This is a genomic window from Streptomyces sp. NPDC018045 (assembly GCF_044327445.1).
In the GTDB taxonomy this organism is placed as follows: domain Bacteria; phylum Actinomycetota; class Actinomycetes; order Streptomycetales; family Streptomycetaceae; genus Streptomyces.
In genome coordinates, this window is the sequence record NZ_JBIRFL010000004.1 from 53,553 (window position 1) to 71,707 (window position 18,155).

13 protein-coding genes are annotated in these 18,155 nt (G+C 72.9%); 3 read left to right on the top strand and 10 right to left on the bottom strand.

What is annotated here, in order from left to right; translation table 11 throughout:
- Positions 1–174: 174 nt before the first annotated feature.
- On the top strand, positions 175–1,548 hold the full coding sequence (locus ACH4EB_RS11110; protein WP_398347130.1) for a dipeptidase: 1,374 nt from the start codon (positions 175–177) through the stop codon (positions 1,546–1,548).
- 228 nt (positions 1,549–1,776) lie between these two features.
- Here the strand turns inward: ACH4EB_RS11110 and ACH4EB_RS11115 are convergent, their stop codons facing one another.
- The 5 genes from ACH4EB_RS11115 to ACH4EB_RS11135 all read right to left on the bottom strand — a co-directional run bounded on the left by ACH4EB_RS11115 (position 1,777) and on the right by ACH4EB_RS11135 (position 6,488).
- Positions 1,777–2,808 carry an NUDIX domain-containing protein gene (locus ACH4EB_RS11115; RefSeq protein ID WP_398347131.1) on the bottom strand — a complete coding sequence of 344 codons (1,032 nt, stop codon included), beginning with the start codon at positions 2,806–2,808 and terminating at the stop codon, positions 1,777–1,779.
- Between the two features lie 73 nt (positions 2,809–2,881).
- Positions 2,882–3,175 carry a hypothetical protein gene (locus ACH4EB_RS11120; RefSeq protein WP_398347132.1) on the bottom strand — a complete coding sequence of 98 codons (294 nt, stop codon included), beginning with the start codon at positions 3,173–3,175 and terminating at the stop codon, positions 2,882–2,884.
- 109 nt (positions 3,176–3,284) lie between these two features.
- A complete protein-coding gene (locus ACH4EB_RS11125) occupies positions 3,285–4,205 on the bottom strand; it encodes a carbohydrate ABC transporter permease (protein WP_398347133.1) in 921 nt (306 codons plus the stop codon).
- Positions 4,202–5,116 carry a carbohydrate ABC transporter permease gene (locus tag ACH4EB_RS11130; RefSeq protein ID WP_398347134.1) on the bottom strand — a complete coding sequence of 305 codons (915 nt, stop codon included), beginning with the start codon at positions 5,114–5,116 and terminating at the stop codon, positions 4,202–4,204. The genes ACH4EB_RS11125 and ACH4EB_RS11130 overlap by 4 nt, the downstream gene beginning before the upstream one ends.
- Positions 5,117–5,171: 55 nt before the next feature.
- Positions 5,172–6,488, bottom strand: a complete 1,317-nt coding sequence (locus ACH4EB_RS11135; RefSeq protein WP_398347135.1) for an ABC transporter substrate-binding protein — start codon at positions 6,486–6,488, stop codon at positions 5,172–5,174.
- Between the two features lie 214 nt (positions 6,489–6,702).
- Between ACH4EB_RS11135 and ACH4EB_RS11140 the strand changes: the two genes are divergently transcribed.
- The gene (locus tag ACH4EB_RS11140; protein WP_398347136.1) at positions 6,703–8,790 is read left to right on the top strand and encodes an NPCBM/NEW2 domain-containing protein; all 2,088 of its coding nucleotides are present in this window, start codon (positions 6,703–6,705) and stop codon (positions 8,788–8,790) included.
- 89 nt (positions 8,791–8,879) lie between these two features.
- Here ACH4EB_RS11140 and ACH4EB_RS11145 read toward each other — a convergent pair whose 3' ends face one another.
- On the bottom strand, positions 8,880–10,961 hold the full coding sequence (locus ACH4EB_RS11145; RefSeq protein ID WP_398347137.1) for a protein kinase: 2,082 nt from the start codon (positions 10,959–10,961) through the stop codon (positions 8,880–8,882).
- Between the two features lie 80 nt (positions 10,962–11,041).
- Positions 11,042–11,998, bottom strand: a complete 957-nt coding sequence (locus tag ACH4EB_RS11150) for an ROK family protein (protein ID WP_398347138.1) — start codon at positions 11,996–11,998, stop codon at positions 11,042–11,044.
- A 345-nt stretch (positions 11,999–12,343) separates the two neighbouring features.
- Between ACH4EB_RS11150 and ACH4EB_RS11155 the strand changes: the two genes are divergently transcribed.
- Positions 12,344–13,387, top strand: coding sequence for a LacI family DNA-binding transcriptional regulator (locus ACH4EB_RS11155; RefSeq protein ID WP_398347139.1), 1,044 nt, complete (start codon positions 12,344–12,346; stop codon positions 13,385–13,387).
- Between the two features lie 150 nt (positions 13,388–13,537).
- On the opposite strand, the gene ACH4EB_RS11160 is transcribed toward ACH4EB_RS11155, so the two are convergent.
- The 3 genes from ACH4EB_RS11160 to ACH4EB_RS11170 form a co-directional block, all read right to left on the bottom strand.
- Positions 13,538–13,774: a hypothetical protein gene (locus ACH4EB_RS11160; protein WP_398347141.1), complete on the bottom strand. Its 237-nt coding sequence runs from the start codon at positions 13,772–13,774 to the stop codon at positions 13,538–13,540.
- 431 nt (positions 13,775–14,205) lie between these two features.
- Positions 14,206–16,389: an RNA polymerase recycling motor ATPase HelR gene (gene helR, locus ACH4EB_RS11165; protein ID WP_398347142.1), complete on the bottom strand. Its 2,184-nt coding sequence runs from the start codon at positions 16,387–16,389 to the stop codon at positions 14,206–14,208.
- A gap of 426 nt (positions 16,390–16,815) precedes the next feature.
- The gene (locus ACH4EB_RS11170) at positions 16,816–18,099 is read right to left on the bottom strand and encodes a DUF6986 family protein (RefSeq protein ID WP_398347143.1); all 1,284 of its coding nucleotides are present in this window, start codon (positions 18,097–18,099) and stop codon (positions 16,816–16,818) included.
- Positions 18,100–18,155 lie beyond the last annotated feature (56 nt).

Sequence of the window (18,155 nt, forward strand, 5' to 3'; positions counted from 1 at the left end):
CCGTTCGATGCCTTGCTGCGCGTACCGCCCGCATCCTACGGCGCGCCCTCGGACGCCCTTCCTGTGGGAAGATCGGCCCCAGAATCGCCCGTACGTACGGTTGGTCCGGTGCGGTAGACCGGACGGACCCGCACTGACCCACGTGTACAACGCCGCGCCCACAAGGAGCGTTCCATGCCTGACAGCCCGCTCGCGCAAACCGTCGCCTCGCTGCAGTCCCGGGCCAGGACCGAGCTGGCCGAGCTGGTGGCCTTCAAGTCGGTCGCCGATCCGGCGCAGTTCCCCAGGAGTGAGTGCGAGGCCGCCGCCGAGTGGGTGGCGGGCGCGCTGCGGTCCGAGGGCTTCACGGACGTCGCGCTGCTGGACACCCCGGACGGCACCCAGTCGGTGTACGGCTTCCTGCCGGGGCCGGCCGGCGCGCCGACCGTGCTGCTGTACGCGCACTACGACGTGCAGCCGCCGCTGGACGAGGCCGCCTGGATATCGCCGCCGTTCGAGCTGACCGAGCGGGACGGCCGGTGGTACGGGCGCGGCGCCGCCGACTGCAAGGGCGGTCTGATCATGCACCTGACGGCGCTGCGGGCGCTCAAGGAGCACGGCGGTGTCCCGGTCAACGTCAAGGTGATCGTGGAGGGCTCGGAGGAGCAGGGCACCGGCGGCCTGGAGCAGTACGCCGAGGCCCACCCCGAGCTGCTGACCGCCGACACCATCGTCATCGGTGACACGGGAAACTTCCGCGTCGGCCTGCCGACCGTCACGGCGACCCTGCGCGGGATGACTCTGGTCCGGGTCCAGGTGGACACCCTGGAGGGCAATCTGCACTCCGGTCAGTTCGGCGGGGCGGCGCCGGACGCGCTGGCGGCGCTGATCCGCATCCTGGACTCGCTGCGCGCGGAGGACGGCTCGACGGTCGTCGACGGCCTGGAGCCGGACGCGCGCTGGGAGGGCCTGCAGTACCCGGAGGAGGAGTTCCGCAAGGACGCCAAGGTGCTGGACGGCGTCGGCCTGACCGGCGGCGGTACGGTCGCCGACCGCATCTGGGCCCGCCCGGCCGTCACCGTCCTCGGCATCGACTGCCCGCCGGTGGTCGGCGCCACGCCGTCCGTGCAGGCGGGCGCCCGGGCGCTGGTGAGCCTGCGGATCCCGCCGGGCACGGACGCCGTCAAGGCGTCCGAGCTGCTCGCCGCGCACCTGGAGAAGGCCGCCCCGTGGGGCGCGCGGGTCACCGTCGAGCAGATCGGGCAGGGCCAGCCGTTCCGCGCGGACACCGGCAGCCCGGCGTACGCGTCGATGGCGGAGGCGATGCGCGAGGCGTATGACGGCACCGAGATGCAGACGTCCGGTATGGGTGGGTCGATCCCCCTGTGCAACACGCTGGCCGGGCTCTACCCGCAGGCCGAGATCCTGCTCATCGGCCTCAGCGAGCCCGAGGCGCAGATCCACGCGGTCAACGAGAGCGTCTCGCCGGAGGAGCTGGAGCGCCTCTCGCTGGCCGAGGCACTCTTCCTCCAGCGGTACGCCCGCCAGTACGAGGCCGCCGGGAGCTGAGTCCGCGGAGGACCGGTGACGGCCGGCGTTCTCCAGCGGTACGCCCGCGCGTACGGGGCCACCGGAGCTGAGCCGCGCGGAGGACCGGTGACGGCCGCTCCGGAGGCTCTCCCGCCGCTTCCGGACCCACCGGACCCACCGGACCCGCCGCCCCGTCTCCGGGCCCCCGCCTCCGGACCCGCCGCCCCGTCTCCGGACTCGCCGCCCCGGCCCGCCGGGACCGGCTGCTCATCCCACAGGGACGCCCGCCTCCAGATTGAGCGGGCGTCCCTGTTCGCGTGCGCGCAGGGCCCAGCGCAGCCGGTTCCAGCGCACCGGGGGCAGCATGTCCGCCGCCTCGTCCTCGGTGGCGAACCGCCAGTCCCGCAGTTCGGGCCCGGGCAACAGCAGGTCGCGGATCTGCTCGCCCGCCAGTTTCCCGCCGTCGAAGAGCATCCGCAGCCCGCCGAAGCCGGGCGGCTCGGGCGGTTCCCAGTCCAGCACCAGCAGCCGTGGCGCGCTGTGCAGCCGGATGCCCAGTTCCTCGGTCACCTCGCGCAGCCCCGCACGGGCCGGCGGCTCGCCCGGCTCGACGACACCGCCGGGGAACTCCCACCCCGGCTTGTACGTCGGGTCCACCAGCAGTACCCGGTCGGCGTCGTCGAAGAGCAGCACACCGGCCGCCAGGGTCTCCGCCGTGGGCTCCGGGGTCTGCACGATGTCGCAGGCCCCGGCGCCGGTGCGGACCGCTTCCGCGACCCGCTCGGCGGTCTCCCGGGGCGTCAGCCGGGCCGTGTCGATGACGTGCGCGTCCTGCTTGAGCCAGCCGAGCGCGTCGTCGTACGACTCCAGGTGCGCCAGGCTCCGCTGCCGTGCGGCCACGTCGCGGTCCGGGCGCCCGGTACGGCCGGTGAGGCCGGCACGCTCGCGGAGGATCGTTTCCTCCGCGTGCAGCAGGATGTGGCGTACGGGCACCCGGCGCGAGGCGAGGCCGCCGAATATCTCGTCGCGGTACTCCTGGCGCAGCAGTGGCATGGGTGTGATGAGCGGCCCCGGCACCTCGTTGAGCAGGGCGGCGGCCGTGTCCACCACGAGCCGGCGCCAGGACGGCAGGTCCTGGTAGTCACCGATCTGCTCCAGCCGCGCGGCGGGCAGCATCAGCCGCAGCTCGCCGCCGACCAGTTCGGGGTCGTAGAGCGTGCTTCCGGGAAGCAGGTCCAGCAGGTGCCGGGCCGCGGTGGACTTTCCCGCACCGGACGCGCCGTTCAGCCAGACGATCACATTGCCCCCTTGTCCCTAGACCCCTGTGAGTTGCCCGTAACACCCTGCCACGGAAACTTTTGCGGGGCCGGGGCTATCCGCGTGCTGCCATGGACGTGGCCTTTTCCACCTTCGGCGCGATACCGGAAGGTTTGAAGACCCCCTTGTACGCGCTGATCGCGGCCACCGCGGCGACGAGGATGCCGGTCACCACGTCCTTTCCGGCGAAGTCCCCGGCGAAGTACGCGCTCCCCAGTCCCACCAGCACCGAGAACACCACCTGTACCAGAGTTCTGGTGGCGTGGGACCATTGCGGCTGATTCACGACGGAGATGAGTACCGGCGACACGAATCCGATGATCAGCGCCCACATCTGAGCATTCGTCATGACGCTCCCCTTCCCGCTCGGGATGTAGCCGGAGCGTCGCTTCCCCGGCCACACCCGGCAAGGGGCCGCGCGCTGGATTTCCCGCGCGCACGGGGGCGCGGCCCGGCCGTCACCCCTTGTTGGCGCCCAGGGTCAGGCCCGCGATGAAGTGCCGTTGCAGGAGCAGGAAGACGACGATCGTGGGCAGCGCTACGAGTACCGAACCCGCCGCCAGCAGGTTGTAGTCCGTGAAGAACTGGCCGCGCAGGTTGTTCAGGGCCGAGGTGACCGGGAGTTTGTCGCCGTCGGAGAGGAAGACCAGGCCCCACAGGAAGTCGTTGTACATCCAGGTGAATTGCAGGGTGCCCAGAGCGGCGAGGGCGGGCCGGCACAGCGGCAGGGTCACCTGCCGGTAACGCGTCCACACCCCGGCTCCGTCGACGACCGCGGCCTCCAGGATTTCCCGCGGCAGGGTCCGCATGAAATTCGCCAGCACGAAGACGCAGAAGCCGAGCTGGAAGGCGATCTGCACGGCGAGCACCGCCCAGAGCGAGTCATAGAGCGTCAGGGAGTCGGACATCCAGTACGGCAGCGGCACCTTGGTGAAGAGCGCGTAGAGCGGTGTGACGATGACCTGTTGCGGCAGCAGGTTGCCGGCCGTGAAGAACATCAGCACGAGCAGCGAGCCGCGCAGCCGCAGCCGTGCCACGGCGAAGGCGGTGAAGGACGCGAGGAAGAGCGTGATCAGGACACCCGGCACCGCGATCAGGAGCGTGTTCAGGAAATACCGGGCCATGCCGGAATCGGTGAACGCCTGCCGGTAATAGTCGAAGGAGAGCCGGCTCGGCAGGGAGAAGTACCCGTCCCTGGCAGTCTCCTCGTACGGGCGCAGCGACGCGTAGAGGGCCAGCAGCAGGGGCGCGAGAAAGGCGAGCGAGACGGCGAGCAGGAAGGCGTGCACCCCCCAGCGGCCACGGCGGCGGCCGGGTGCGCCGCCCGCCGGGCCGGCAGGGCGCACCGGGCGCGCGGTCCGTACGGCGGGCACGGTCATCGGCGCTGTTCCCCCCTCAGTTCCTGGACGAGGTAGGTGATGATGAAGCCGAGGGAGACCAGCAGCAGGACGACGGCGATGGCCGAGCCGAAGCCGATCCGGCTCGCCTCGCCGATGATGTTGTCGGTCACCAGGACGGAGAGCAGTTCCAGCCCGTTGCGGCCCTTGTTGACGGCGTAGACGATGTCGAAGGCGCGCAGGGCCTCGATGACGGTGATGACGCCGACGATGACGTTCACCGGGCGCAGGGCCGGCAGCACGACCCGGAAGAACGCCTGCCGTCCGGTGGCCCCGTCGATGGCCGCGGCCTCCTTGAGCGTGGGGTCGACGGACTTCAGCCCGGCGAGGTAGAGGATCATCACGTATCCGGTGTGCCGCCAGCAGGCGGCGAGCAGGATCATCCAGATGTTGAGGTCCGGGTCGCCGAGCCAGTCGACCGGGTCCTGCCCGGCGCCCAGCACGGCGTTCAGGGCGCCCTGGTCCCGGGAGAGGATCAGTTGGGCGATGAAGCCGACGACGGCGAGCGAGAGCACCACCGGCATGTACAGGGTGGACTGGTAGAACCGGCTGAACCGCACCCCGCGGTCGATGAGCGCGGCGAGCAGCAGGCCGAACGGCGTGGCGAGCAGGCCGAGGGCGGCCAGCCACAGGAGGTTGTTGCGGACCGCCGGCCAGAACTGCGGGTAGTCGGCGAAGAGGTGCTCGTAGTTGCCCAGACCGGCCCATTCGATGGCGCCGACGCCGTCCCAGTCGGTGAAGGACAGTCCGATGGAGGCCAGCGTCGGGCCCCACACCAGGACGAGGTCGAGCAGGATCGGCAGGCCCAGCAGGGCGCACAGGACGGCGATGTCCCGGCGGGTGTGGCGCCGTGGGCCCCGGCGCCGGACGCGGCGCACCACGGTCTCGGGCATGCTCACCGGCCCCCCAGTCGGTCGTGCGGTCTCACGGTCGGTGGTGGTCACGGCGTCAGTCCGCGGCGAATATCTGTTTCTTCTGCCGTTCGATGCCGTTCACCAGACCGTCGATGTCACCGGGGTCGCCGATGAACTGCTGGATCGCCTGGATCAGTACCGTCGAGGCGAAATCGGGGCGGGTGTCGCGGTCCATGAACTGTGATATCTGCCGGGCGCCGGACACCAGCCGGACGGCCTTCTTCTGCAGGGCGTCGTACGTCCGGGTGCCGGCCCCGCTGTTGACCGCGACGTTGTTCGGGTCGCGCTTCAGATAGATCAGCTCGGCCTCGGGCGTGGCGAGGAATGTCAGCAGGTCCCGGGCGGCCTCCCGGTTCCGTGCCTTCTTCGCCATCAGGAAGCCGTCCACCGGCGCCTCGACCGCTTCCTTCCCGAATGCCGGATCGATCTCGGGGAACGGAAAGAAGTCCAGGTCCGCGCGGTTCTCGGCGCTGAACTGCTGGCCGGGGTGCGGCAGCCCGAGCACCGTCATACCGGACTCCGCGCGCTGGAGGGACTGCGCGGCCTCCTGCCACGTCCGGCCGTTCGCGCCCTTCTGGTGGTACGGCAGCAGGCTCCGCCACAGGTCGAAGACCTGTCGTACCTGCGGGCTGGTCCAGGATTTCTCCCCGCGCAGCAGGGCGATGTGGAAGTCGTAACCGTTGGCCCGCATGTCGAGGTAGTCGAAGGTGCCCATGGCGGGCCAGCCTTCCTTGTCACCGAAGGCGAATGGGGTGAGGCCGTCCTTCTGCATCTGCCGGGCGAGAGCACGGTATTGATCGAAGTTCTCCGGGATCTCGTAACCCCGCGTCCGGAAAACGCTCTTCCGGTGGAAGACCGCCCACGGGTAGTAGTAGTACGGCACGAAGTACTGCTTGCCGTCCTCGCCCGTTGACTGTTTCTTCACCGCGTCGGAGAACCCGTCGAACTTCCTCCAGAGATCACTGATGTCGGCGAGCAGGCCCTTTCGTGCGAAGTACTGCATCCGGTAACCGGCGAACCATGTGAAGACGTCATCGGGCGTGCCCTGGAGGTAACGGTTGATGTTCTCCTGGAAGTTCTCGTGGTTGACGGTGTTGACCTTCACCGTCTTCCTCGACTTCTTCTCGTACGCCGCGACGGCGTCGGCGTACGCGCGTTTCGGCACCGCGTCGGAGGCGTTGGAGCCCAGGGAGACGCCGTCGCCGGGCCCGTCGCCGCAGGCGGTGAGCAGCGACGGCAGCGCGACCGCCCCCGCACCGGCGGCCATGCCCCGCAGCAGGGACCGCCGGGGCACCCCGCGTGCCGTCCGGTGCGTACCCCCGCCTGGGCCGTCACCCCGTATCTGGACCATGTCTGCTCCCCCTCCTCGGCGATGGAACCGAACAGAACCGAACGCGAGTGCTGGGATCTCACTCCCAATGAGGGCCTCAGTCAAGGCTTTTGGCGGCCCGTTCCCCGGTCTTCACCGTTTACCTTCCAACACAGTCCAACAAGCCTTACCGTAAACACTCGCAATTGACTGGTACATGACTCACTGCACTCTCCGAGAACGGAGGACGCGAATCATGCGCCCGCACACCCCCCTCACCACCCGGCGTGCCCGGCGAAGAGTCGTCGCGGCACTGTCCGCGGCGTTCCTGTGCGCGGCAGGGATGACGGCCCTGCCCGCCACGGCCCGTACGGGCGACGCCACCGACACCCCACCGGACGCCCCGCCCGCCGCGAAGACCTCCGCCGGAGCAGCCGCGTCCGCCACCCCGCGACTGCCCGACGGCCTGGCCAGGACGCCTCCGATGGGCTTCAACAACTGGAACTCCACCCACTGCGGAGCCGACTTCAACGAGGCGATGATCAAGGGAATCGCCGACATCTTCGTCGCGAAGGGCCTCAAGGCCGCCGGTTACGAGTACGTGAACCTCGACGACTGCTGGGCCCAGAAGGAGCGCGACGCGAACGGCAAACTGGTCCCGGACACCACCCGCTTCCCCAACGGCATCAAGGCCCTGGCCGACTACGTCCACTCCAAGGGGCTGAAGTTCGGCATCTACACCAGCGCCGGCACCAGGACGTGTGCCCAGGCGATGCCCGGCGCGCTGGGCCATGAGTACTCCGACGCCCAGCAGTTCGCCGACTGGGGAGTGGACTACCTGAAATACGACAACTGCAACAACCAGGGAGTGGACGCCAAGAAGCGCTACATCACCATGCGCGACGCCCTGAAGGCGACGGGCCGCCCCATCGTCTACAGCATTTGCGAGTGGGGCGAGAACAAGCCGTGGGAGTGGGCGGCGGACGTCGGGCACCTGTGGCGCACCACCGGTGACATCAGCGACGTGTGGGACAGCATGGTCTCGATCTTCAAGGTGAACGCGCCGCTGGCCCCGTACGCCGGTCCCGGCCACTGGAACGACCCGGACATGCTGGAGGTCGGCAACGGCGGCATGACGGACACCGAGTACCGCAGCCACTTCTCCCTGTGGTCGATGATGGCCGCGCCGCTGCTGATCGGCACCGACCTGCGCAAGGCCTCCCAGGCGACGTTCGACATCCTCGACAACAAGGAGGTCATCGCGCTCGACCAGGACCCGCTGGGCAAGCAGGCCCAGGTGCTGAAGTCCGAGGGCGGCCGCTGGGTGCTGAGCAAGCCGCTGGCCAACGGCGACCGGGCGGTGGCCCTGTTCAACGAGACCGACCGGCCGCAGCGCATCGGTACGACGGCCAAGGAGGCGGGCCTTCCGCAGGCGAGCGGCTACCGGCTGCGCGACCTGTGGAAGCACGAGGACACCCACACCGCCGGGGAGATCGCCGGGACCGTACCGGCGCACGGCACGCTGGTCTACCGCGTCTCCGCCGACCGCCAGTGGCCGCAGTACCCGCCGGCCCTCGACAGCGGCGCGGACGGCGTCGACCCGGTCGAGGTCGGCTCGGAGGCCCGGATCGCCACCCTCACCCGCAACCTGGGCCGGACGCCCGCCCGGGACGTCGAGGTCGAACTCAAGGGCCCGCAGGGCTGGCGCGTCGAGCCTGTTACACCCACCGGGACGCACGTGCTGCCCCCGGGCAAGGAACTGGCCACCGCGTGGAAGATCTCACCCCTCGCGGGGACCAAACCCGGCCCGTACGAACTGACCTTCACCACCGACTACCGCTCGCCGCGCGGGCAGCGGGTCACCCAGACGCTGGCGGTCCCGGTCCACGCCGTCCAGGCGCCGCCCGCCGGCACCTCGTACGCCAGCGACCTGACGTGGGTCACCGCCACCAACGGGTACGGACCGGTGGAACGGGACCGCAGCGTGGGCGGTCCCCAGGCGGGTGACGGGACGCCGATCAGCATCGGCGGCGTGCCGTTCGCCAAGGGGCTGGGCGCCCACGCGCCCAGCGAGATCACGTACTACACGGGCGGACAGTGCGCGTCGTTCGCCGCGCAGGTCGGCGTCGACGACGAGACGGCCGACCAGGGGACGGTCACCTTCGAGGTGTGGGCCGACGGTCAGCGGGTGGCCGAGAGCGGCAAGCTGACCGGCAAGGACCCGGCGAAGGCCGTCAGCGCCGCGGTCTCCGGGGCGAACACCGTACGACTGGTCGTACAGGACGCCGGTGACGGCTTCTTCTACGACCACGCCGACTGGGCCGACGCCAAGTTCACCTGCTGACGCGGCCGGTCACCGCACGGCACACCGCCGGGCGGGCCGCACGGCTCGCCCGGCTCCCGGCGTCCGGACGGGTCCGGTTCCGGACCCGGTCAGCAGGTCGGCAGACCGGGGACCGGCGCGTCGTTCCGGCCGCCCTTGACGTAGACGACGCTGACGTACACACCGCTGTTGCCGCTGTCGTCGTCCGTCTTCGCCCACCAGGTGTTCGTCCACCTGCCGTACGTCTCCCGGCGGCCCAGGTTCGCCTGGCAGTAGAAGTAGTTGGTGCCCGCGTTCAGGGTGCCCACGTGCTGGAAGGAACCGGTGTACGAGGCGGCGGCGCGCCACACCCGGCAGTTGACCTTGCCGCCGCCGATCGGCGCGCACGAGCTGGGCTCCGGGGCGCCGCCGGTACCACCGGGGGCGCCGCCACCGCCCGAGGCGGCGGACCCGCCGCCGGACGCGGAACCGCCGGTGCCGCCCTGCCCGCCGTCGCCCCCGCCACCCGTGCCGCCGGTCGCCGCGCTCCCGGCACCGTTCTTGCCGGTGTCACCGCCGCCACCGGGCCCGGGCTTCCCGGACGCGGCGCCCTTCGACGGCTCGCCCGGGGTGGCGGGCGCCGCGCCGCGCTCCCCGCCGTCCTTCCCCGTCGCCTTGCCCCCTGGCCCGGCTCCCCCGGCCCTCTCGGGGGCCTTCTCGGGCGTGCCCGACGCGCCCGCCCGCGCGGCCTGTTCCTCCGAGGGCGCGGCGGGCGGCCGGCCCGCGACCGTGCTGCCGGAGTCCCGGTCCACCAGCGCGTACGTCACCCCGCCGCCCGCCAGCAGGACGGCGGCCACCGCGGCGGCGGCGAGCACGGTGGTACGGCGGCGGCCCGCCGGAGGCGTGGTGCCCGCGGGCGCCACGGTGCCGGTCTCCCGGCCCCCGAGTCCCTCCGCGGGCACCGGGCCGGTGGGGGCTTGGCCACTGACCGGGCCGGTGGGGGCCTGACCGCTGACCGGGCCCGTGGGTGCCTGGCCGCCCATCGGCCCGGTGGGGGCCTGCCCGGAGGCCGGTCCCGTGCCCGCGGGTGCCACTGCCCCGCCGGTCTCCGGGCCGTAGGGGGCGGGCGGGGGCGCCCAGACATCCGCAGCGGTCGGCGTCCGCGGCGTACCCGTACCCGGGCCCGTGTCCACACCCGGGCCCGTAGCCGTACCGGCGCCCGCGCCCGGGCCCCTGCCGGTACCCGTGATCAACCGCACCGTGTCGCGCCCGTCGGCCACCGCCGTCAGCAGGGCCCGCGCCTCGGCGGCGCTCGGCCGGGCGGCCGGGTCCTTGGCCATCAGCGCGTGCAGCACGGGCGTCAGCGGACCGGCCCGGCGCGGTTCGGGCAGCGGTTCGGAGACGATCGCCGTCAGGGTCGACCACACCGACGTACGGCGGAACGGCACGCCGCCGCCCTCCACGGCCGCGTACAGCGTCATGCCCAGCGACCAGATGTCCGAGGCGGGCGACGGCGGCTGCCCCTGGGCGCGCTCGGGCGGCAGATAGTCGAGCGAGCCGACGAGTTCGCCGCTGCGGGTGAGGTGGGTGGTCGCCCCGTCGTCGGGCGCCTCGATGCTGGCGATGCCGAAGTCGGTGAGCACCACGCGGCCCACCCCGGCGTCCGGGCGGCCCGCACGCTGCTCCCAGCGCTCCAGCAGGACGTTGCCGGGTTTGACGTCCCGGTGCAGCACGCCCACCTGGTGGGCGGCGTCCAGCGCGTCCATCACCTTGGCCCCGATGGCGGCGATCTCGCGCGGGTCCATGGCACCGCCCCGGCCGAGCGCGTCGTCCAGCGACGGGCCGTCGACCAGCTCCATGACGATGACCGGGCGCCCGCCCTCGTCGAGCACGTCGTGCACGGTGACCACGCCGGAGTGCCGGATGCGGGCCGCGGCCCGTGCTTCGCGCTGCATCCGGGTCCGCAGGTCGGCCAGTTCGGGCGCGGACGCGTCGGTATAGGCACGCAGCACCTTCACGGCGACTTCCCGGCCCAGCACCTCGTCCACCGCCCGGCAGACGACGCCCATGCCGCCGCGCCCGATCTGCCCGGTGACCCGGTACCGCCCGCCGAGCAGCCGCCCGGTCAACTCCCCTGCGGCGCCACCCCCTTCACGCGCCCCGCCGCCACCCTCGCCGCTGCCCTCATCCCCCGGTCCACCCACACCATTCATGCCGCTCGCCCCGTTCGCCCCACTCGTCCCCTGTCATGGTCGGCACCAGCCTAGAGGGACCTGAGGCGTCGTACGTCCTCTCAGGCCGTGGGGGCGAAAGCATCGAGACGGGACTGTTGCGCGGCGGCGGCCGCGGCGCCCACCACGCCGGCATCCGTCCCCATCTGCGCCGGTACGACCGTGATGTCACGGACGAAGGAGAGCGTGGCGTAGTCGCCCAGGGCGCGACGCAGGGGGACGAAGAGGAGGTCGCCGGCGCCCGCCACGCCGCCGCCGATCACCACGATCTCGATCTCGACGAGGGCGGCGGTGGCCGCGATACCGGCGGCCAGGGCCTGGGCGGCCCGCTCGAACGAGTGACGGGCCACCGGGTCACCCGCGCGGGCCGCGGCGGCCACGGCGGCGGCGCTGGTGTCGCCGTCGGGTCCCGGGCGCCAGCCGTTATCGAGGGCGCGGCGGGCGATGTTGGGGCCGCTGGCGATGCGTTCGACGCAGCCGCGGGCACCGCACGGGCAGGGGTCGCCGTCGAGGTCCACGCTGATGTGGCCGATGTGGCCGGCGTTTCCGGTGGGGCCGGGGTGCACCTTGCCCCCCAGGACGAGGCCGCCGCCGACGCCCGTGGAGACCACCATGCACAGGGCGTTCGCGTAACCGCGGGCGGCACCCTGCCAGTGTTCGGCGGCGGTCATGGCCACGCCGTCACCCACCAGCACGACGGGGTGCGCGCCGACCAGGTCCCGCACCTCGGCGACGACCGGGAAGTCCCGCCAGCCGGGGATGTTGACCGGGCTGACCGTGCCGCGCCGGGCGTCCACCGGGCCCGCGCTGCCGATGCCGACGGCGGCCACCCTGGCCCACTCGGGGCGTGCGGTCAGCTCGCCCACCACCTCGGCCAGCGCGCGCAGCACGGTGGCGCCGTCCCGGTCGGCGGGCGTGGGCCGGGTGGTGCGGACGAGCAGCCTGCCGTGCTCGTCCACCAGCGCGCCGGCGATCTTGGTGCCGCCGATGTCCAGCGCTGCGCTCAGGTCCGTCTGCATCGGTGTCGAATCTCCTGGTGGGCGCCTGGGCCGGGGGGCGTGGGCCCGGCACGGGAACGCCAGTCTCGTGCTAATTGACAACGTTGTCCAGAGGTTATGCTCGACGCCGGACCGCGCGCCGTCGCGCGGTACCGCCGGACGGTCCCGCCCGGCCGGCCCCACACACCGGCCACCGGACACCGCCACAGCCATCATCGGCGTGCCGGAGGGGGAACCGCCACACCCGTCCCGTCCGTCTCTCCAGCAACAGCCGGAGCGAGCAGTGGAGCCACGGCCCCACCCGGGCCGCCCGGCCACCGCGCCCCGCCGGCCCCACCGCCGCCGACAGAATCAGGACCACGCACCGTGACCGACACCGCCCGGGGCACATCCCGCCGCTACGGCAGCCGGCCCACGATGAAGGACGTCGCGGCCCGGGCCGGCGTCGGCCTGAAGACGGTCTCCCGGGTGGTCAACGGCGAACCGGGCGTCACACCCGAGACCGAGCGCCGCGTCCAGGACGCCATCACCGCGCTCGGCTTCCGCCGCAACGACTCCGCCCGCATCCTGCGCAAGGGCCGCACCGCCAGCATCGGCCTGGTCCTGGAGGACCTCGCCGACCCCTTCTACGGGCCGCTCAGCCGCGCCGTCGAGGAGGTCGCCCGGGACCACGGCGCACTGCTGATCAACGGGTCCAGCGCGGAGGACCCGGCGCGCGAGCAGGAGCTGGTGCTCGCCCTGTGCGCGCGCCGGGTGGACGGCCTGGTGATCATTCCGGCCGCCGACGATCACCGCTATCTGGAGCCGGAGATCGCGGCGGGCGTGGCCACCGTCTTCGTGGACCGCCCGGCGGGCCGGATCGAGGCGGACACGGTGCTCTCCGACAGCTTCGGCGGTGCCCGCGACGCGGTGGCGCACCTGATCGCGCACGGCCACCGCCGGATCGGCTTCATCGGCGACCAGCCGCGCATCCACACCGCCGGGGAGCGGCTGCGCGGCTACCGCGCGGCGATGGCCGGGGCCGGGCTGGCCGTCGACGAATCGTGGGTCTCCCTCGGATCGACCGCACCCGACCGGGTACGGTTCGCGGCCACCGCCATGCTGGACGGGCCGCGGCCGGTCACGGCGCTGTTCGCGGGCAACAACCGGGTGACGGTCACGGCGGTGCGGGTGCTCGCCGAACGCCCGCGCCCGGTCGCCCTGGTGGGCTTCGACGACTTCGAGCTGGCCGACCTGGTGTCCCCCGCGATCACGGTCGTGGCGCAGGACGCCGCGCGGCTCGGCCGCACCGCCGCCACGATGCTCTTCCGCCGCCTCGACGGCGCCGGGATCCCGCCGCAGCGCCAGGAGATCCCCACCCGCCTCATCCCCCGCGGCTCGGGCGAACTGCCGCCGCCGGCGGACGGCTGAGCGCCCGCGTCCACCCCCGCGCCGCGGCCCCGAAGCGGCGCACGAACACGTCGTACGTGCCGTTGGTGTCCCCCGGCACCGAATCCGGCAGTTCCCAGCCGAAGACCACGCTCCGGCCGTCCCGGCTCAGCGCGTGCGGGGCGGCGTGGTTCAGCCGGCCGTGACCGTGTACCGCTCGCCGGTGCGCAGGCCGTGCAGGTTGAGCAGGGCGAGCAGGGCGAGCAGGGCGAGCAGGGCGAGCAGGGCGAGCAGGGCGAGCCTGCCGTCGTGGTGGTCCAGCACGCGCCGCCCGTCGTCGCCGGCCGCCGTGGGGAAGCCGCGTTCCCGGCCCACCTGTCGCGTGCGCCGGATGCGCAGGTCATGCACGGAGCCGTACGGGCCGGGCATGTCGGAACCGGGCGCCCGGTATCCGCTCGACCCGTCCGGTGCGCAGGTCCTTGACGGCCGCCACATGGGTGCCGTCGCCCCCCGCCGCCCAGCTCGGGGCGCCCGTCCAGAAGGCGACGTAGCGGCCGCCCGCGCTGATCGGGGCGAGGTGCGACGGGCCGTCCAGCTCGCCGCCGTCCGCCGCCGTGCTCTCCCGGGTGCCGTGGGCGCGGCCCCGTCACCGGCCCACGCCACCTCCCCCGATGACAGCGTCCCCACCGCGACGGCCGCCCCCGGCCCCGCACGCACCCGCTTCGCCGTCTCCCCCCTCCGCCACCCCGCCCGTACGGGGTACGCGCATACGAACGCGCCCGGAGGGACGGCGGCGATCAGCCGTTGTGCGTACGGCGTCCGACGGGCGCGAGGCGTCCGCGCCCCGCCGGCCGGCCCGGCTACCGGCCGGTCTGACGGCTCGTCAGGACCACGAGTCGCTGGGTCGCCCGGGACATCGCGACATAGCGGTCCACCGCTCCCCGGACGCCGTCGCCGAAGTTCTCCGGGTCGACGAGGACGACCAGGTCGAACTCCAGGCCCTTCGACAGCCCCGGTGTCAGCGACCGGACGCGGGACGTCGCCCGGAAGGTGGGATCGCCGATGACGCAGGCGATTCCGTCGTCGTGCGCGGTGAGCCAGGCGTCGAGGATCGCGTCCCGGTCCGTGGCGGGGCCGTGGACGACGGGGATGCCGCTGCTGCGGATGGAGGCCGGCACGTTGGCGTCCGGGAGCGCGGCGCGGATCACCGGCGCGGCCTGCGCCATGACCTCTTCGGGCGTGCGGTAGTTGATGCCCAGGGAGGCCACGTCGATCCGGTCGAGCCCGATCCGTTCGAGCCGTTCCCGCCAGGACTCGGTGAAACCGTCCCGGGCCTGGGCGCGGTCCCCGACGATGGTGAAGCTGCGGGACGGGCAGCGCGACAGCAGCATCTGCCACTCCGCGTCGGTCAGTTCCTGCGCCTCGTCCACGACGATGTGCGCGAACGGTCCGGCGAGCAGGTCCGGTGCGGCGGTGGTCAGTTCGGCTTCGTCGACCAGGCTGACCCGGGCGTCCTGGCCGCGCAACATCGTCACCAGGCCCTCGCCGTCGTCGAGGTCGGCGCCGGAGTCGGAGGCGGCGTCGATCAGGTTGTCGACGACCTGCGTCATGCGCTCGCGCTGGGCGGCGAGTACGGCCGCGTGCCGGCGCTTGTTCCGGGCCGCCTCCGGGTCGCCGAGGCGCTGCCGTGCCGCGTCCAGAAGCGGCAGGTCGGACACCGTCCAGTCCTGGGGCGCGTCCTTGCGCTGGAGCCTGCGCACCTCGTCGGTGCTGAGCCAGGGGGCGCACAGCCGCAGGTAGGCGGGGACCGTCCACAGGTCGGAGACCAGGTCGGCGGCTTCGAGCAGCGGCCACGCGCGGTGCAGGGTGGTGACCAGTTCCTCGTCGTACCGCAGCGCCCGCCGCACGTCGTGGGCCGGTACGTCGTCGTCGAGCTTGCCCAGCAGGATCGCGACGAGTTCGTCCCAGATCTGCTCGCGCGCCTCGTTGTGCGGGGTGCCGGGGCCCGGTGCGTCGAACGCCTCGGCCCAGTCGTCGGCACTCAGCCGGACGTCACCCCAGTCGGTCGAGACCGTCATCCCCCTGGCGGGCGGTTCCTCGTAGATGCCGACGGCCTTCTCGATGGCCTTCACCATGTCCGCCGACGCCTTCAGGCGGGCCACCTCCGGGTCGCTCTCGTCCGCCGCCGCGGCGCCCTCGGCGACGAGGTCCCGCAGGGTGCAGGTCCGCACGCCCTCCTCCCCGAGGCTGGGGAGGACGTCGGCGACGTACGCCAGGTGGGGCTGGTGCGGCCCGACGAAGAGCACGCCGCCGCGGCGGCGCCCGAGGCGGGGCTCGGAGTAGAGGAGGTAGGCGGCGCGGTGCAGGGCGACGACGGTCTTTCCGGTGCCCGGCCCGCCGTCGACGACGAGGGCGCCGCGGGACCCCGCCCGGATGATGGCGTCCTGATCGGCCTGGATGGTGCCGAGTACGTCGCGCATCCGTGCCGACCGGTTGGCGCCCAGGCCGGCGATGAAGGCGGAGTGGTCGTCGAGCGCGGCGTGCCCTTCGAGCCCGTCGGCGGTGAACACCTCGTCCCAGTAGTCGCTGATCCGGCCGCGGGTCCAGCGGTACCTGCGGCGGCTCGTCAGGCCCATGGGGTCGGCGTGGGTGGCTCCGAAGAACGGCTCGGCCGCGGGGGACCGCCAGTCGACCAGCAGCCGGCGGCCCGCGCTGTCGGTGAGGCCGAGCCGTCCGACGTACACCGGCTCGGGGCCGTCCGCGCCGACCATCCGGCCGAGGCACAGGTCCAGGCCATAGCGGCGCAGGGCGCGCAGGCGTCCGGTCAGCCGGTGCACCTCCGCGTCGCGGTCCATCGCCTGCCGGCCGGTGCCGCCGGGCGCCTTGAGTGCGGCGTCGAGGCGGTCGGACAGGTCGGTGACCGTCTGTTCGAGGCTCTCCGCGATGGCCGCGAAGTGCCGTTCGTCGGCCGCCGTCAGCTCGGGGTCCGCCTTGGCGGCCAGCCGGCCGGAAAGGTCGAACACACTGGTGGTCAGGGAATGCATGGTGTCAGCTCCGATCCCGGGCCGCACCCGCGGCGCTCTGCCGTACATACGCCCGCGCCTCGGCACCGGATGCCCGCGACCGCGGCGCGGGTTCCCCCGCGGCCTCGTCGTCACCGCACACCTCATGGACCGACAACACCGCACGCACTTCGCAGATCTCCCGTTTCCGCAGGTTCTGGCCTCGGCGAGCGATTGTGCGGCACGACCGGGGCCTTGCCGCAAGCCCCCCGGTGCGCTATAAGTTGAGAGTGGCAAGGAGTGGGTGACTCCTTGCCTTTGTCGTTTCCCGCGCTTGTTTCCCGCGCTTGTTTCCCGCACATGTCCCGCGGCCGCCGTGTTCGGTTCGGACGCGGGCGGCCTGGTGCCCGGGACACCGAAGCGGCGTACGACGGGGTCGTACGCCGCTGGTGAGGCCCGCCGCGGCGGTCAGCCGGCCGGGGCCGGGCGGCCCGCCAGGCCGTCGAGGTCGGCGCGGGTGAGTCCGGTCAGGCGGGCGACCTCGGCGATGTCGACGGCGCCGCAGTCGAGTCCGCGCAGCAGGTATCCGCTCAGCGCCTTGGCGGTCGCCGGCTCGTCCATCACGGCGCCGCCCGCCTTGGAGACATAGGCGGCCAGCCGGGCCGCGGCCTGCTCCAGGCCCTCGCGGTAGAAGGTGTAGACGGCGGCGTAGCGGGTGGGCAGGTGGGCGGGGTGCATGTCCCAGCCCTGGTAGTACGCCCGGGCCAGCGAGCGGCGCACCAGGCCGTGGTGCAGCCGCCAGGCGTCGTGGACCTGGGTGGTCGCGCCGACCGGGAGGACGTTGGTCGAGCCGTCGGAGAGGCGGACGCCGGTGCCCGCCGCGGCGACCTGCATCACGGCCTTGGCGTGGTCGGCCACCGGGTGGTCCAGCGCCTGGTGGGCGGCGCTGACGCCGCAGGAGGCGCTGTAGTCGAAGGTGCCGTAGTGCAGGGAGGTGGCGCGGCCCTCGGCGGCCTCGATCATGCGGGCGACGGTGGCGCGGCCGTCGGCGCCCAGGATGGACTGGGTGGTCTCGATCTGGATCTCGAACCCGATCCGGCCCGACGGGAGGCCGTGCGTCTTCTCGAACGCCTCCAGCAGACGCACCATCGCGGTGACCTGTTCGGCGTAGCTGACCTTGGGCAGGGTCAGCACCAGGCCGTCCGGGAGGCCGCCGGCCGCCATCAGGCCGGTCAGGAAGATGTCGAGGGTGCGGATGCCGCGGTCGCGGACGGCGGCCTCCATGCACTTCATGCGGATGCCCGTGCAGGGCGCGGCGGTGCCGTCCCGGTGGGCGGCCGCGACGAGGGCGGCGGCGCGGGCGGCGGCCGCGTCCTCCTCGGCGTCCGGGCGCGGTCCGTAGCCGTCCTCGAAGTCGATGCGCAGGTCCTCGACGGGCTCGCGCTCCAGCTTGGCCCGCACCCGCTCGTACACCGGCTCGGCGAGGTCGGCCGGGATGCCCAGGACGCCGGCGAACGCCTCGGCGTCCGGCGCGTGCTCGTCGAGCGCGGCGAGGGCGGCGTCGCCCCATGCGCGGACGGTACCGGCGGTGACGACGTCGCCGGGGACGTAGACGGTGTGGACCGGCTGGCGGGTGCCGGGGTCGCCCGGGTAGCGCCGCGCGAGGTCCGCGTCGGCCTCCGCGAGGGCGGCTCCGATCTCCTCGCGTACGGTGTCCGCGAGACTCGTCGCCACCGTCTCGTGCTGCCCCATCCGACACCCTCCCAGTGCTCGCGCCCGTCCCACGGGCTCCACCTCTTCGCTTTTCC

Bases quoted from the DNA above. Each gene is read 5' to 3' on its own strand.
- ACH4EB_RS11125 (WP_398347133.1), bottom strand. From the start codon at position 4,205: ATGACCGTGCCCGCCGTACGGACCGCGCGCCCGGTGCGCCCTGCCGGC.
- helR (WP_398347142.1), bottom strand. From the start codon at position 16,389: ATGCATTCCCTGACCACCAGTGTGTTCGACCTTTCCGGCCGGCTGGCC.
- ACH4EB_RS11150 (WP_398347138.1), bottom strand. From the start codon at position 11,998: ATGCAGACGGACCTGAGCGCAGCGCTGGACATCGGCGGCACCAAGATC.
- ACH4EB_RS11110 (WP_398347130.1), top strand. From the start codon at position 175: ATGCCTGACAGCCCGCTCGCGCAAACCGTCGCCTCGCTGCAGTCCCGG.
- ACH4EB_RS11135 (WP_398347135.1), bottom strand. From the start codon at position 6,488: ATGGTCCAGATACGGGGTGACGGCCCAGGCGGGGGTACGCACCGGACG.
- ACH4EB_RS11170 (WP_398347143.1), bottom strand. From the start codon at position 18,099: ATGGGGCAGCACGAGACGGTGGCGACGAGTCTCGCGGACACCGTACGC.
- ACH4EB_RS11120 (WP_398347132.1), bottom strand. From the start codon at position 3,175: ATGACGAATGCTCAGATGTGGGCGCTGATCATCGGATTCGTGTCGCCG.
- ACH4EB_RS11140 (WP_398347136.1), top strand. From the start codon at position 6,703: ATGCGCCCGCACACCCCCCTCACCACCCGGCGTGCCCGGCGAAGAGTC.
- ACH4EB_RS11130 (WP_398347134.1), bottom strand. From the start codon at position 5,116: ATGCCCGAGACCGTGGTGCGCCGCGTCCGGCGCCGGGGCCCACGGCGC.
- ACH4EB_RS11160 (WP_398347141.1), bottom strand. From the start codon at position 13,774: ATGCCCGGCCCGTACGGCTCCGTGCATGACCTGCGCATCCGGCGCACG.
- ACH4EB_RS11145 (WP_398347137.1), bottom strand. From the start codon at position 10,961: ATGAATGGTGTGGGTGGACCGGGGGATGAGGGCAGCGGCGAGGGTGGC.